The sequence below is a fragment of the Clostridium sp. FP1 genome (assembly GCF_011065975.2).
Taxonomy (GTDB): Bacteria; Bacillota; Clostridia; order Clostridiales; family Clostridiaceae; genus Clostridium_AD; species Clostridium_AD tagluense.
Map to the genome: position 1 here is coordinate 556,876 of NZ_JAAMNJ020000001.1, position 13,858 is coordinate 570,733.

Sequence of the window (13,858 nt, forward strand, 5' to 3'; positions counted from 1 at the left end):
ATATTAAAATGATAATATAATATGGCTAATATATTATATGGTAGTTAATAGCATTTCAGAAGAAAAATTAACTACTTGTATAAGTAGGGAAAAATAATTAATAGAGAAAAAAATAATGCAAACGGTTGCACTAATTAAAAAAATTATGTATAATAATTATAAAAGCTACAATTAAAATAGACTGAAAATTTACTAAGATATGAAAATTAAAAAGGATTATAGGAGGGGAAAATTGATGGATAATAATAATCTTCCAAGAGTTGCTTATTTTTGTATGGAGTATGGACTACATCCAGATTTTAAAGCTTATGCAGGAGGTCTCGGAATACTTGCAGGTGATCATTTAAAAGGAGCTAAAGATTTAAATCTTCCGCTGGTGGGAATAGGGCTTAAGTGGAAACAAGGATATACTGATCAACTTATAGATAAAAATGGAAAAGCTTATGATACATACCATAATTATGAATATGATTTCATGCAAGATACAGGGGTGAAAGTAACTGTTAAAATAAGGGATATAGATGTAGTGTGTAAGGTTTGGAAATTAGAGGAATTCGGAAATAATCCACTATACCTTTTAGATACGGATATACCAGAGAATGGGGATAATTGGATAACTGGACAGTTGTATGGCTGGTTTGGAGAAGAAAGAATTGCCCAAGAGATAGTATTAGGTATTGGGGGAGTTAAAGCTTTAAGAGCTCTAGATATACCTATAGATGTATACCATTTTAATGAAGGTCATGCAGCCTTAGCCGCTACAGAACTTATAAAAGAAAAAATGCAATCAGGATTTAGTTTTGAGGAGTCTTGGAATAAAACCCGCGAAGAGGTAGTATTTACAACTCATACTCCGATAGTTGAAGGTAATGAATCTCATGAGGTTTCCAAATTAGAGTATATGGGCGCATTTAATGGATTAACTAGGCAGCAAATGATTAGATTTGGTGGAGAACCATTTAATATGACGGTAGCTGGACTTAGATTATCAAGAAAGGCAAATGCCGTAGCACAGCTTCATAGCTTAACTGCAAATAAAATGTGGAAAACTGTTGCTGGAAGGTCTGAAATTATTGGTATAACTAATGGAATTCATAAACCAACCTGGGTAGATGCTCGAATTACTAATGCCTATGAAAACAATGGAGACCTATGGGCAAATCACCTAATTGTTAAAAAGGAGCTAATAGGATTTATTAAAGAAAGAACAGGCACAGAGCTAGATGCAGATAAGTTACTTATTGGATTTTCAAGAAGGGCTGCACCATATAAGAGAAGTGATTTGATATTTACAAAGGAAGAGATTATATCTCCACTACTAAAAAGTGGGAAAGTTCAAATTGTATTTTCAGGAAAAGCTCATCCCCTTGATGATATAGGAAAAGAAATAGTGGCAAAGCTTGTAAGAATGATGAAGAAGTATCCAAACAGTGTAGTATTCCTAGAAAATTATGACATGAATATAGGAAGAATGCTAACTAGAGGCTCAGATATATGGTTAAACAATCCAAGAAGACCTTTGGAGGCCAGTGGAACTTCAGGAATGAAAGCTGCAATGAATGGTGTGCTTAACTGTTCTATTCTAGACGGTTGGTGGCCGGAAGCATGCAATGATGGTGTAAATGGATGGCAATTTGGAGATGGAGTAGGTCTTGATGATTTACCAGAAGTGGAATTAGATAAACATGATACGCAGGCTCTTTATGACACTTTAATAAATAGAGTTATGACTACTTATTATGGAAATAGAGAAAAGTGGGTAGAAATGATGAAAGAAAGTATTAAAACTACAAGCTATGAATTCTCAGTAGAGAGAATGTTAGATGAATACTATAATAAGCTCTATATAAAATAATAAAAAAACCATGATAAAATCATGGTTTTTTTCTATTTACAATGGGAAATACTAGAATTTACAATGGAGATAAGTTATTATATAGGTATAGTTACATAAAAGGAGATGAAATTAATGAGGTTATTTGGTTCTACACATGAAGATGTATGGAAAATGCTAAGTGCTGATATAGAAGCTGAATTTATTGTTAAAGATGCAGTTTTTAAGAATTACGAAGTTATAAAAAAATTTCATGATTGGATTATTGTTTTAGATACTTATAATTCACATAGTAGAAATGAGCCTGTATATACTAGAGTTTATTGTGTGTTTTCAAATAAACGTGGTTTTAGATTTAAGGTGTTCGGAGAGTATTTTAATAATTATTTCCTGAATTTTTTTGATATGCAGGATATAAAAGTAAATTATGATGATTTAAGTGATAAATTTATTGTTAGAAGTAACAGTGATGTGGCTATTAAAAGATTTTTACAGAATAAGACTATTAGAGAATTAATAAACACCCAATCAGATATATTATTGGAAATAGTAAGTGAACAGGTAGGTCAATCTCCTGCCAAGACTGAAAGTACAATTAGCGTTAAAATCCCTGGAATAATTAAAAATAATGAGGTTCTAAAAGAGTTATTTGAATTAGTTGGAGAAAGCCTTTTAGAAATTGAAAATATAAATAATGAGTTTGAAAATTTACAATTCAATAATTTTACTCATTTTGATGTAATTAAAAATAGTGTGAAAAACACTATATTTGAAAGTGATTCATATAGCAAGCGTAGCAAGGACGTAATTGATAATGTAAATAAGGTTATAGATAAAACAATTCATCACCATTCACATATAAAAGATGTAGGAGGCAGTGACCTATTAGTAAGAAAAAAAATTACAAATAAAAAGGGAACTAATGAAATATTTTACACAGAAAATGGTAATAAACAAATAAAAAAATAATAAAAGGTTTACCAATATAAAAATTGGTAAACCTTTTATTGTACTAATTATTATTTTACTTCTACAATCCATCCTTTTGGAGCTTCTACGTCCCCAAATTGGATTCCATAAAGAGTGTTATAAAGTTTTGTAGTAATTGGACCTACTTCTGTCTCACTGTGGAAAACATGAAGTTCATTCTTATACTCTATACCACCGATAGGGGATATTACAGCAGCAGTACCACATGCGCCTGCTTCTTTAAATTCAGAAAGATTATTAATTAGAACATCTCTTTCTTCTGTTTTCAATCCTAAATATTCTTTTGCAACGTGTAATAGTGAGTATTTAGTTATACTAGCAAGTATTGATGGTGATTTTGGAGTTACAAATACATCATCATTAGTAATTCCAAAGAAGTTTGCAGCACCAACCTCTTCAATTTTAGTATGAGTTGCAGGATCAAGGTAGATACAGTCTGCAAATCCTTTTTCTACAGCTTGTACATGAGCTAAAAGACTTGCAGCATAATTTCCTCCAACTTTTGCAGCACCAGTTCCGTGTGGTGCTGCTCTATCAAATTCTTCTGAAATCATAAAGTTTACAGGAGACATTCCACCTTTGAAGTAGGCACCTACAGGGCAACAGAATATGCCAAATAAAAATTCAGGTGCTGTTCTTACTCCAAGATTATCACCAATACCTATTACGTAAGGTCTAAGATAAAGTGTTGCACCAGTTCCATATGGTGGAACGAAAGCTTCATTTGCTTTAACAACTTGAATACATGCATCAATAAATTTTTCAACAGGTATTTCAGGCATAAGAATACGATTACAACTTCTATTGATACGTTTAGCATTTTCATCAGGTCTGAACAGTTGAATTTTACCATCTTTTGTACGATAAGCTTTTAAGCCTTCGAAACATTGTTGGCCATAATGAATAGCTGTTGAAGCCTCACTTATAGTAATATTGTTATCTTCAACTAAATTTCCGGCGTCCCAGTTGCCATCCTTCCATATTGAAACATACCTTAAATCTGTCTTCATGTAAGTAAAACCTAAATTATTCCAATCGATATTAACATTTGTTTTCATATGAATCCTCCTATTATGTAAATTTTTTTGAAAATTTAAATATATGTAATATAGGTTCATTATAACATAAAATATGGACAAGTCATATTATTATTAACAATTTAATAAATTAAATTCAGAATATTTTTAAAATGAATAAAAAGTTGCATTAATAGAATTTTTAATTCATTAATGCAACTTTTTATTCATTTTATGATTATTAAACTCATTATTTTATTGTATTCTTAAAAATTATCACTCTAATCCTTCAGGATTACTTTTTTTATCCTGAAACTTATTATTATGCATATCATTTAAAGATTCAAAACTCGTACTGTTTTCCATGTTACTTATAGCCTCATTAACCTTTTTGTTCTTAGTTTTTTTATTTCTGTTCATGAGTGATGTCTCCCTTCATATTTTGCGATATTTATATTAATAGCATAGCCATATTTATTGGTATTATGTATATATAAAGAGGGACAGTTTATTCCATTTTGAAATTTATTAAAATAATTTTTTGAAGCAGGTTTTGCAGAGCGAAGTTTTACCTTTGTTTGCAGAAATACAGTTATCCTTTAATACTGATTTTCCACATATTTCACATATGAGTTTTGAGGAGCAGCTATTAACCAGCACAGAACTTGATTTATTAGCTTTAGAACCTATTATTTTTTTCTTATTTGAAGGTAAATCATAATTAATAGGTTGCTTCTTTTCTTTTTTTTCAACTATTGAGTAATTCATAGCATAGGTACTTTCACCAAAAAGCTCTAATTCAAATCTGGGATTTTCCGTATCATAAAACTCCTCAATAATGAGCCTTGTAACTTGGGCATCATTTACTATAAGTCCACTTTTCTCTATACCGTCAAAGATACTCTTTGTTATGTTGTTTGTGTCCGGATGTCTTTTTATACTTTTATAATATACCTTTAGAACAGCAATAAGAGACTCTGTTAAAAAAATATTGGAATTTTGAATTCTACATTGATAAGCAATTTCTTCTTCATATAAAGCATATCTATCATGGTATTTGCCGGAACTATAAGGCAAAATAGCTCTTCCATTCATGTTGAATAGTTTAAAATTAGATTTTGAAATAGGCGAGCCTTTTATTATGACCTTTGCATAGGTGTTACTCATATTTTCCCCCTAGGATCTATTTCCAATAGATGATAATTATTAGTCTTAAATTAATTTTCTATGATATAATCACATACACAATTATATCATAAAGTATAGATACTCAGTAAGGACACTTAAAAATGCGGATAAAGATTTGAAAAGCTAAACTCAATAAAGTATAATTAATTTGTGTTATTAATAGATACGAAAATTTTTAGAAAGCTTATGAACATAGCTGGAAAATTATATAAACTATATTAAAGGTGGGTAAAAATAATGGAAAAGAAGATTAAAATACTTGCAATAGAATCGAGTTGTGATGAGACAGCGGCAGCGGTGGTAGTTAATGGTCGCGAAATTCTATCAAATATTATTGCATCACAAATAGATATACATGAAAAATTTGGAGGCGTTGTTCCGGAAGTGGCATCTAGAAAACATATAGAAGTAATAAGTGCTGTAGTTCAAGAGGCTTTAGATGAAGCTAAAGTTAGACTAGATGATATAGATGCAATAGGAGTAACTTATGGTCCAGGGCTAGTTGGAGCATTACTTGTAGGTGTTCAATATGCTAAGGGACTGGCATATGCAACTAATAAACCATTAATTGGAGTTAATCATATAGAAGGTCATATTAGTGCTAACTTTATTCAATATAAGGAGCTAGAGCCACCATTTATATGTTTGGTAGCTTCAGGTGGGCATACATTTGTTGTATATATGAAAGATCACGGTGAGTTTGAAGTTATGGGTCAAACTAGAGATGATGCAGCGGGAGAAGCATTTGATAAGGTGGCTCGTGCTATTGGACTTGGGTATCCTGGTGGGCCTAAAATAGATAAAATAGCAAAACAAGGAAATGCAGATGCTATAAAATTTCCAAGAGCTAATTTTCATGACAATAGCTTAGATTTTTCCTTTAGTGGAGTTAAATCCTCGGTGCTAAATTACCTAAATAAAATGAACATGAAAAATGAGGAGATTAATGTACCTGATGTGGCAGCATCTTTTCAAAAGGCTGTGGTTAATGTTTTGGTTAATAATGCTTTAGAGGCATGTGAAATAAAGGGTGTAGATAAGATAACAATAGCTGGTGGGGTAGCATCAAATTCTTGCCTTAGAGAAACTATGATAAAAGAAGGGCAAAAGAAAAATATAAGAGTTCTGTTTCCAGAAATGGTGCTTTGCACTGATAATGCAGCTATGATTGGAAGTGCAGCTTACTTTGAATTAATTAGAGAAAGAGTTTCTGGCCTAAAACTCAATGCAATACCAAACTTAAAACTTGGAGAAAGATAGAAAAGGATATTATAACTTAATATCCTTTTCTTTTAGTCTCCTATTAATGAATCTTTCAGCTAGTAGTATAACAATGGCCATGGTGGGTACTGCAAGGAACATACCAAGGACTCCAAAGGTTCCACCACCTATTAGTATGGAAAGGATAATAAGCAGGGGACTTAAACCAACAGATTTTCCAAGGATCTTTGGACCTAAATATAATCCGTCAAATTGTTGAAGAATAATTATGAATAAAAGTACCCAAAGAGCTTTTACAGGACTATCAAGTAGAGTAATAAAGAAAGCGGGAACCATTCCAATTAATGGTCCAAAATAAGGGATCATATTTGTAACTCCAACTATTAAGCTTATAAGTACAACATAAGGCATTTTTAAAATGCTAAGTCCTACAAAGCATATAAAACCAATAATAACAGAGTCAATAAATTTACCTATAACAAAACCTGAAAAAATAGAATTCGCTTCTTTACTAAATTTCAGTAAACTATCTGCATTTTCTTTTTTAAAGATTGCATAAATCAGTCTCTTTATATTTAGTATTAATATCTCTTTATCCTTTAAAAGATACAGCGACACAACAAATCCAAGCAAAAACTTCATAAAAGTAGAGGTAAAGCCTACAGCTGTCAGGAAAGCAAAATTAATACCTGTATTTAGGTACCTAGTTAAGTTAGACATGAATGTTGAGGCAGCTTCTTCTAAATATTTGGTTATACCATATTTATCAAGTAATTGAACCTTATCCATATTATTAGAAACCCAAATTTGAGTTTTAGCTATGTACCCAGGAGTGGCATCTGTCAATTCACGAATACTTACACCTATATTTGGGGTTAGTATGGTGATACTAAAAAATGATATGCCTAAAACACATACATATATAATAAGTAAAGTTAAAGCACGTTTTGTATGGAATTTTTTTTCAATACTAACCATTATAGGGTTTAATAAGTAAGCAATACCGAATGCCCATATAAAGGAACTTATGTAGGATATGAAAACGCTAAAGGAAGTTGTAAGTGCTTCTATATCATTTACTACTCTTAATAAAATAAATGATAATAAAATTATAGGAATTAATTTTACATAAGGGATTTTTTTATCGTTAAACAAGTTTAATTCACTTCCTTAATTAATGATTTTTTTAGTAATAGTGTCATTAAACGATTATATCATAAATTTTGTATATAAAATATCAGTAATCTGTATTTTTTATGTAAAAGAAATTGTAAAGCTTTAAATATAATGGTACACTTTTCTTATGTACAATAGATTCTAAATTATTACTGATTTTATAACTCATATAAAATCATAAAAGTTTTTTTATTTAGTAAAATAAATATTAAAAGAGTAACAAATCATATAAAAAATATTTTGAATAGGAGAAAAAATATGTATAAAGTGCTCTTAGTTAATGATTGTAAATTTGAAAATCTTATTATGAGGGACATGCTTATAAATTTAGGCTATGAGGTTATCATAAGTAATGAATTTAATGCAGTTAGGGATGCAAGGGAGTTAAACTGTAACCTTATTATAGCAAATTTCATTATGAAAGAAAAAACAGGTGATAAAATATTGAAACAAATAAAAGAAATGTATCCTGAAACAAAGTGTGTTTTATCCTCAAGTAATGATATTAAATTAGAGGATTTTAATAATAGTGCAATAGATGGGTTTATACATACTCCGATAACTAAAGAAAAATTGGAAAAAGTAATGGTTGAAAATCAACCATTATTAAATAAATACAGTAAACATATGAAGCCCTTGTTTTGTACATACTGTGGGGTAAAAATGGATGATGACGAGAAACTTGCGAAATTTTGTAAATATTGCGGTAGAAAATATAAATTTTAGTTAATGAGTATATGAATAATTAACGGGGATAACAATTATTAATTGTTATCCCCGTTAATGTTCCTATACTCATTATTTATAGTAGTGTAGCATAATGAAGTATTAACGTGTAAACAATATTTAATGGCTATTTATAGTGAAAAATTGAAGGGATATGTAAAAAAGTGCAGAATATATTAAGCATGAAGAAAATAATAATAATATTCAGAGTAGTTACATAACACAATAGTGTTAAAATATAGGAGGGCAGATATATGATTAATAATTTTGATATTGAACAGGCTATGACTATTAAAATAGATGACGAACTACCTAGTATGCCTGAGTTTACAGTGGGGATAAGAAGAGCGCCAGATAGAGGGTTTACTCTTACAAAGAATCAAACAGAGCTTGCTCTTAAAAATGCACTTAGGTATATTCCAGAAAAATATCATGCAAAGCTTGCACCAGAGTTTATGGAGGAATTAATTACAAAAGGAAGAATATATGGATACCGGTTTAGACCACAAGGCAGAATTTATGGTAAGCCTATAAATGAATATATTGGTAATTGCTTAGAAGGTAAAGCTTTTCAAGTAATGATTGAAAATAATCTAGATTCAGATATAGCATTATATCCTTATGAATTAGTGACCTATGGTGAAACAGGACAGGTATGTCAAAATTGGATGCAGTATGGACTGATAAAAAAATATTTGGAAAATTTAACGGAGAATCAAACCCTTGTACTAGAGTCAGGACATCCACTTGGACTTTTCAAATCATCACCTCAATCACCAAGAGTTATTATAACTAATGGGCTTATGATAGGAATGTTTGATAATCCAAAGGATTGGCATGTAGCAACCCAACTTGGAGTTGCAAACTATGGCCAAATGACAGCAGGAGGATGGATGTACATTGGACCACAAGGAATAGTACATGGTACATTTAACACCTTGCTTAATGCAGGAAGATTGAAACTTGGAATACCAGACGATGGTGATTTAAGAGGTAAAATATTTATAACTTCTGGACTTGGTGGAATGAGTGGGGCTCAACCTAAAGCTATAGAAATTGCAAATGGAATTGGAATTATAGCAGAAGTTGATTATTCAAGAATTAAAACAAGACTGGATCAAGGATGGGTAAATATTGCCTCAGATAACCTTCAAGATATATTTAAAATTGTGGAAGAAAAAGTAGAGAAAAAAGAGTCTATATCTATTGCTTATCACGGAAATATAGTGGATTTACTCCAATATGTAGTAGATAACAACATAAATATAGATTTACTATCAGACCAAACCTCTTGTCATGCACCCTATGATGGAGGATATGCACCTCAAGGAGTTACCTTTGATGAGCGAACCAGGTTATTAAAAGAAGATAGAGATAAATTTACAAAGTTAGTTGATAAAACCTTGATTAAACACTTTGAGTTAATTAAGAAAATGGTAGCTACAGGAACCTATTTCTTTGATTATGGAAATTCATTTATGAAGGCTGTTTATGATGCAGGCGCTATAGAAATATCTAAGAATGGTGTAGATGAGAAAGATGGATTTATATTCCCATCCTATGTAGAAGACATAATGGGACCGATGCTTTTTGACTATGGTTATGGACCGTTTAGATGGGTTTGCTTAAGTGGAAATCATGAGGATTTAGTAAAGACAGATAAGGCAGCTATGGGATGTATTGATCCAAATAGACGCGGACAGGACAGAGATAATTATATATGGATAAGAGATGCAGAAAAGAATAAATTGGTAGTTGGAACTGAGGCTAGAATACTTTATCAAGATGCGCAGGGTAGAATAGATATTGCCTTGAAGTTTAATGATATGGTGAGACTGGGTGAAGTTGGTCCTATAATGCTTGGTCGTGATCATCATGATGTTAGTGGAACTGATTCCCCATTTAGAGAGACTTCTAATATAAAAGATGGAAGCAATGTAATGGCAGACATGGCAGTTCAATGTTTTGCAGGAAATGCTGCCAGAGGCATGAGTTTAATTGCTCTTCACAATGGTGGAGGGGTAGGTATAGGTAAATCTATTAATGGTGGTTTTGGGCTTGTACTTGATGGTAGTGACAGAATAGATAGTATTATAAAGTCATCAATGGCTTGGGATGTTATGGGTGGAGTGGCCAGGCGTGCTTGGGCTAGAAATCCACACTCAATAGAAACAAGCATAGATTACAACAAGAAAAATGCTAACATTGATCATATTACATTGCCATACTTAACAGATGATGTAATTATTTCAAAAGCAATAGAAAAAGTTTTTAATAAATAAAAAAATATTTATAAGTAAAGAAAAAGGCATTAGTTAAATTAAACTTATGCCTTTTTTTTACTTATAAATATATTATTAATATTTATAAAAAATTAAGAAATGTAAGGGCGATATAAGCAGTGTCTAAATGAAAATTTTAACATATAGAAATTGTGTTAAATATAAAACATTCTAGTTGATACACTAGTATAAGTGGGGTATAATGGTCTAGGTTTCAATGATTTAAAATAGCAATTATTTTTATGTCTGTAAGAGGAGCAAAATTATGACTATCCATGGGAAAAAAGTAAATAAAAATTTCAAGCTATTCATTATTGCTTTGTGTTTAGTTTTAAGCATAGTTGCTCTAATGGCAGGTCCAAATAAAATATGGAAGATTATTAAAAATACAAGTGAAAATAAAGAAGTTATACCCAGTGAAAAGACTGAAGTTAATAATGACGAAAAAATTGTAGTTAATAGTAAAATAACAAAGATAGCATTTGAAAAGAATAACAATGTTTATCTTTATGATGAAATAAAGCAGCAAATTAAGTCAATAGGTGATGATTCAAAATCTAAGGATATATTAAAGCTTTCTCCGGATAAAACAAAAATAGTATTTAGGTATTTTAATGAAAAAAAAGCAACATATCCACCGCATATAGTTATTTACGATGTTAAAAGCGAAAGCCTAACAGATATTGTTATAGATAATAAAAACGTCCAACAAATTATTGACATGAAATGGATAGATAATGTGAATATTTTAGTCACAGGGCACATTAATCCTTCAGTTTCAGGATATGCAGTATATAACATAAAAAGTAAAGCAGAGCTAATATCTTGTGTGGGTACTATAAGAGATGTTACTATAAGTAAAAAAAATATTCTTTACAGCAATACACCGCATATATTTCCAGCACCAAAAGCTAATTTATTCCTTAATGGTAATAAGATCTTTGAGTCGAATAAGGATAAAGAAGAAATATTCGATGCTGTAATATCTAAGGATGGTACAAATATTGCCTTCAGAAGTTGGGTAGCCAGTGAAAAAAATCCAAAGGATAAGGTAAGTGCCTATCTTAATATAGCTAAAATTAATAGTGATAATAAATCAATAAGCAATTTAAAGCAGATAAGCATAAGTATTGATACAACTGGAGTTATGGAATTCGATAATAAAAATAATATAAGCATTATAGGTAATGAGTTTATATACAAATTAGAAGCTGATAATCTTATCAAGGTGAAGAATACCTTAGCAAAGAAGTTAGAACTTTCTAACGAGCAGCTTGCATCATTTAAAAAAGTTTTGGCTAAAATATTCCCCGAGGATGCTATTTCAGAAGGAACATTATTAGAAGATATTGATATATACAATATGGAACTTTTTTAAATTTTAGAAAATTATGACAACATGCTTTGATTTTGTGTTTAGATATAAAATATTGTTAACAAATATTTAAAAATTTGGTATAATAACCGTAAGAGTTTTGGAAAAAAATATGGAAGAAGGGTTATTATGAAGAAGAATAATATTAATAGGTCTCTAAACACAAAAGCCCATGTAAAATCTAAGCCAAAGTCTATAACAAAATCAATAGGTAGCAAATTTGCTATGTTACTGGGTGTTATTATACCAGTAGCTGCATTGATAGGTTACGCTATGGATATGAACTTTTTTTCTATTACAATAATTTTATCAGCTTTTGTTTTAATTATAAGTATAGCTGCTTATTTAAAAGATGAGGTCATTTACCCTAATCCTAAAGCAATACAACACGATAATACATTAACCACTAAAAAAAATGGAATAAGCAAAAAACATAGCAGGAAATTTTCTGTTTTGATAAAAAAGGCAACAATTCAAGTGGTATTATCCATGATAATAATTATATTATGCACTTATTTAGGACAAGTTATATATAAAGCCTTTGGGTAATTAATAATAAAACCCATTCAGATTTATTATTTAGGCATCTTAAAAATATGGGCTAGTATATACTAGTTATTTTTTGAAGATGCCTTATATAGGTACTAGGGATAAATAATTCAAATTTATTTTAATTATTTATCCCTTTATTTTCATTAGAATATTGTTAAAAGAATAATAAATGTTATAAGGAGTTTTAATATGGATAAATCAATGTTAAGCACAAAAGAAGTATGTAACTATGTAGAATCCCTTGGAATACGAAAGGCAAATAATAAGTTTATTCAAACGCTTATTCTCGGAATATTGGCAGGGGCATTTATAGCTATTGGAGGATTTTCAGCAGCAATGGCATCTCATAGTATAGAAAATGTAGGAGTAGCTAAACTTGTTTCTGGAATAATATTTCCAGTAGGACTTATGCTTGTTATAATTTGCGGCGCTGAACTTTTCACTGGAAATTGTTTACTTACTGTAGCTTATGCTCAAAAGAAAATAACACTAAAAAAAATGCTTAAAAATTGGACAATAGTATATTTTGCAAACTTCATTGGTGCATTTATTATTGTAGTTTTAATATATTATAGTGGGTTATTAAGTACAAGCGGAGGGAAATTTGGTGGATATGTAATAAAGGTAGCGGCCTATAAATGTGGACTTACATTTATTCAAGCTTTTACAAGCGGAATACTTTGTAATTTTGTAGTATCATTAGCAGTTTGGGGATCCTATGCAGCTAAGGATGTAGTTTCCAAGGTGTTTATTTCTTTCTTCCCAATAATGGCATTTGTTATTGCAGGTTTTGAACACAGCGTTGCAAATATGTACTACCTCTTATTAGGTTTATTTGCAAAAGTTAATCCTGCTTATGTAGAATTGTCTCACCAAAGTGCAGAAAAAGTAGCAAATATTAATTTTGTGCATATTGCTCAAAATTTGATTCCTACAACACTGGGGAATATAGTTGGAGGCGGTTTTTTTGTAGGACTAGCCTATTGGTTAATATTTAATAAAGCAGTTTTAAAAGATGTTGATAGTTAATATCATTTTTCTTTTGTAAAATTAGAAAGAAATTGTTGCATTGCATAAATCGAATCACTGCTGATAACATGCTCAATTGCGCAGGCATCTTCATCTGCAATATGATCATCAATCTTTAAAACCTCTACGAATAATCTCTGAATCACTTCATGCTTTTTGGATGTGAATTCAGCCAGCTTAAGCCCTGTGGGAGTAAGGAATACCTCCTTGTATTTTTCGTTTATAATCAATCCTTTTTCTGAGAGAGTTGACATGGCACTATTAGTGCTTGCTTTTGTTACATTAAGAATTTTAGCTATATCGGATACTCTTGCCCCTTTCCCATCAGTAGATAGGTTATATATAGCTTCAAGGTAGTTTTCCATGGTAAAAGTCAGGTTTTTCATTAGTTTTCCTCCATATCAAAAATCAAGTTACACTATTTTAATATTTTAATTATAACCTGTTGTTTAATAAAAATAAAGAGTAT

The 13,858-nt window shown here is 30.5% G+C and carries 13 protein-coding genes; 8 read left to right on the plus strand and 5 right to left on the minus strand.

The annotated features are described in order from the left end of the window. Positions 1 to 235: 235 nt before the first annotated feature. Both glgP and G9F70_RS02920 read left to right on the plus strand, forming a co-directional pair. Positions 236 to 1,855 (plus strand): alpha-glucan family phosphorylase, encoded by a 1,620-nt coding sequence (gene glgP, locus G9F70_RS02915; RefSeq protein WP_164945161.1) that lies wholly within the window; start codon positions 236 to 238, stop codon positions 1,853 to 1,855. A gap of 114 nt (positions 1,856 to 1,969) precedes the next feature. Then, complete coding sequence (locus G9F70_RS02920) at positions 1,970 to 2,803, plus strand: hypothetical protein (RefSeq protein ID WP_164945162.1); 834 nt, start codon at positions 1,970 to 1,972, stop codon at positions 2,801 to 2,803. A gap of 50 nt (positions 2,804 to 2,853) precedes the next feature. On the opposite strand, the gene G9F70_RS02925 is transcribed toward G9F70_RS02920, so the two are convergent. The 3 genes from G9F70_RS02925 to G9F70_RS02935 all read right to left on the minus strand — a co-directional run bounded on the left by G9F70_RS02925 (position 2,854) and on the right by G9F70_RS02935 (position 5,007). Further along, the gene (locus G9F70_RS02925) at positions 2,854 to 3,942 is read right to left on the minus strand and encodes a branched-chain amino acid aminotransferase (protein WP_263484223.1); all 1,089 of its coding nucleotides are present in this window, start codon (positions 3,940 to 3,942) and stop codon (positions 2,854 to 2,856) included. Positions 3,943 to 4,116: 174 nt separating this feature from the next. Beyond that, the gene (locus G9F70_RS02930; protein ID WP_164945164.1) at positions 4,117 to 4,260 is read right to left on the minus strand and encodes a hypothetical protein; all 144 of its coding nucleotides are present in this window, start codon (positions 4,258 to 4,260) and stop codon (positions 4,117 to 4,119) included. Between the two features lie 108 nt (positions 4,261 to 4,368). Next, on the minus strand, positions 4,369 to 5,007 hold the full coding sequence (locus G9F70_RS02935) for a RusA family crossover junction endodeoxyribonuclease (RefSeq protein WP_164945165.1): 639 nt from the start codon (positions 5,005 to 5,007) through the stop codon (positions 4,369 to 4,371). A gap of 258 nt (positions 5,008 to 5,265) precedes the next feature. On the opposite strand from G9F70_RS02935, the gene tsaD reads away from it, so the two are divergent. Beyond that, the gene (gene tsaD / locus G9F70_RS02940; protein WP_164945166.1) at positions 5,266 to 6,288 is read left to right on the plus strand and encodes a tRNA (adenosine(37)-N6)-threonylcarbamoyltransferase complex transferase subunit TsaD; all 1,023 of its coding nucleotides are present in this window, start codon (positions 5,266 to 5,268) and stop codon (positions 6,286 to 6,288) included. 9 nt (positions 6,289 to 6,297) lie between these two features. Here tsaD and G9F70_RS02945 read toward each other — a convergent pair whose 3' ends face one another. Then, the gene (locus G9F70_RS02945) at positions 6,298 to 7,404 is read right to left on the minus strand and encodes an AI-2E family transporter (RefSeq protein ID WP_164945167.1); all 1,107 of its coding nucleotides are present in this window, start codon (positions 7,402 to 7,404) and stop codon (positions 6,298 to 6,300) included. A gap of 261 nt (positions 7,405 to 7,665) precedes the next feature. On the opposite strand from G9F70_RS02945, the gene G9F70_RS02950 reads away from it, so the two are divergent. The 5 genes from G9F70_RS02950 to G9F70_RS02970 all read left to right on the plus strand — a co-directional run bounded on the left by G9F70_RS02950 (position 7,666) and on the right by G9F70_RS02970 (position 13,389). Next, a complete protein-coding gene (locus tag G9F70_RS02950; protein ID WP_224617389.1) occupies positions 7,666 to 8,151 on the plus strand; it encodes a response regulator in 486 nt (161 codons plus the stop codon). 254 nt (positions 8,152 to 8,405) lie between these two features. After that, positions 8,406 to 10,433 carry a urocanate hydratase gene (locus tag G9F70_RS02955; protein ID WP_164945169.1) on the plus strand — a complete coding sequence of 676 codons (2,028 nt, stop codon included), beginning with the start codon at positions 8,406 to 8,408 and terminating at the stop codon, positions 10,431 to 10,433. 265 nt (positions 10,434 to 10,698) lie between these two features. Further along, positions 10,699 to 11,811 carry a hypothetical protein gene (locus G9F70_RS02960; protein ID WP_164945170.1) on the plus strand — a complete coding sequence of 371 codons (1,113 nt, stop codon included), beginning with the start codon at positions 10,699 to 10,701 and terminating at the stop codon, positions 11,809 to 11,811. Between the two features lie 126 nt (positions 11,812 to 11,937). Continuing rightward, positions 11,938 to 12,357 (plus strand): hypothetical protein, encoded by a 420-nt coding sequence (locus tag G9F70_RS02965; protein WP_164945171.1) that lies wholly within the window; start codon positions 11,938 to 11,940, stop codon positions 12,355 to 12,357. A gap of 192 nt (positions 12,358 to 12,549) precedes the next feature. Next, a complete protein-coding gene (locus G9F70_RS02970) occupies positions 12,550 to 13,389 on the plus strand; it encodes a formate/nitrite transporter family protein (protein ID WP_164945172.1) in 840 nt (279 codons plus the stop codon). Between the two features lie 2 nt (positions 13,390 to 13,391). Here G9F70_RS02970 and G9F70_RS02975 read toward each other — a convergent pair whose 3' ends face one another. Further along, positions 13,392 to 13,775: a metal-dependent transcriptional regulator gene (locus G9F70_RS02975; RefSeq protein WP_164945173.1), complete on the minus strand. Its 384-nt coding sequence runs from the start codon at positions 13,773 to 13,775 to the stop codon at positions 13,392 to 13,394. Positions 13,776 to 13,858 lie beyond the last annotated feature (83 nt).

Coding starts and splice junctions, on each gene's coding strand:
- G9F70_RS02970 (WP_164945172.1), top strand. CDS start 12,550: ATGGATAAATCAATGTTAAGCACAAAAGAAGTATGTAACTATGTAGAA.
- G9F70_RS02930 (WP_164945164.1), bottom strand. CDS start 4,260: ATGAACAGAAATAAAAAAACTAAGAACAAAAAGGTTAATGAGGCTATA.
- G9F70_RS02955 (WP_164945169.1), top strand. CDS start 8,406: ATGATTAATAATTTTGATATTGAACAGGCTATGACTATTAAAATAGAT.
- G9F70_RS02965 (WP_164945171.1), top strand. CDS start 11,938: ATGAAGAAGAATAATATTAATAGGTCTCTAAACACAAAAGCCCATGTA.
- glgP (WP_164945161.1), top strand. CDS start 236: ATGGATAATAATAATCTTCCAAGAGTTGCTTATTTTTGTATGGAGTAT.
- G9F70_RS02920 (WP_164945162.1), top strand. CDS start 1,970: ATGAGGTTATTTGGTTCTACACATGAAGATGTATGGAAAATGCTAAGT.
- tsaD (WP_164945166.1), top strand. CDS start 5,266: ATGGAAAAGAAGATTAAAATACTTGCAATAGAATCGAGTTGTGATGAG.
- G9F70_RS02935 (WP_164945165.1), bottom strand. CDS start 5,007: ATGAGTAACACCTATGCAAAGGTCATAATAAAAGGCTCGCCTATTTCA.
- G9F70_RS02960 (WP_164945170.1), top strand. CDS start 10,699: ATGACTATCCATGGGAAAAAAGTAAATAAAAATTTCAAGCTATTCATT.
- G9F70_RS02975 (WP_164945173.1), bottom strand. CDS start 13,775: ATGAAAAACCTGACTTTTACCATGGAAAACTACCTTGAAGCTATATAT.
- G9F70_RS02925 (WP_263484223.1), bottom strand. CDS start 3,942: ATGAACCTATATTACATATATTTAAATTTTCAAAAAAATTTACATAAT.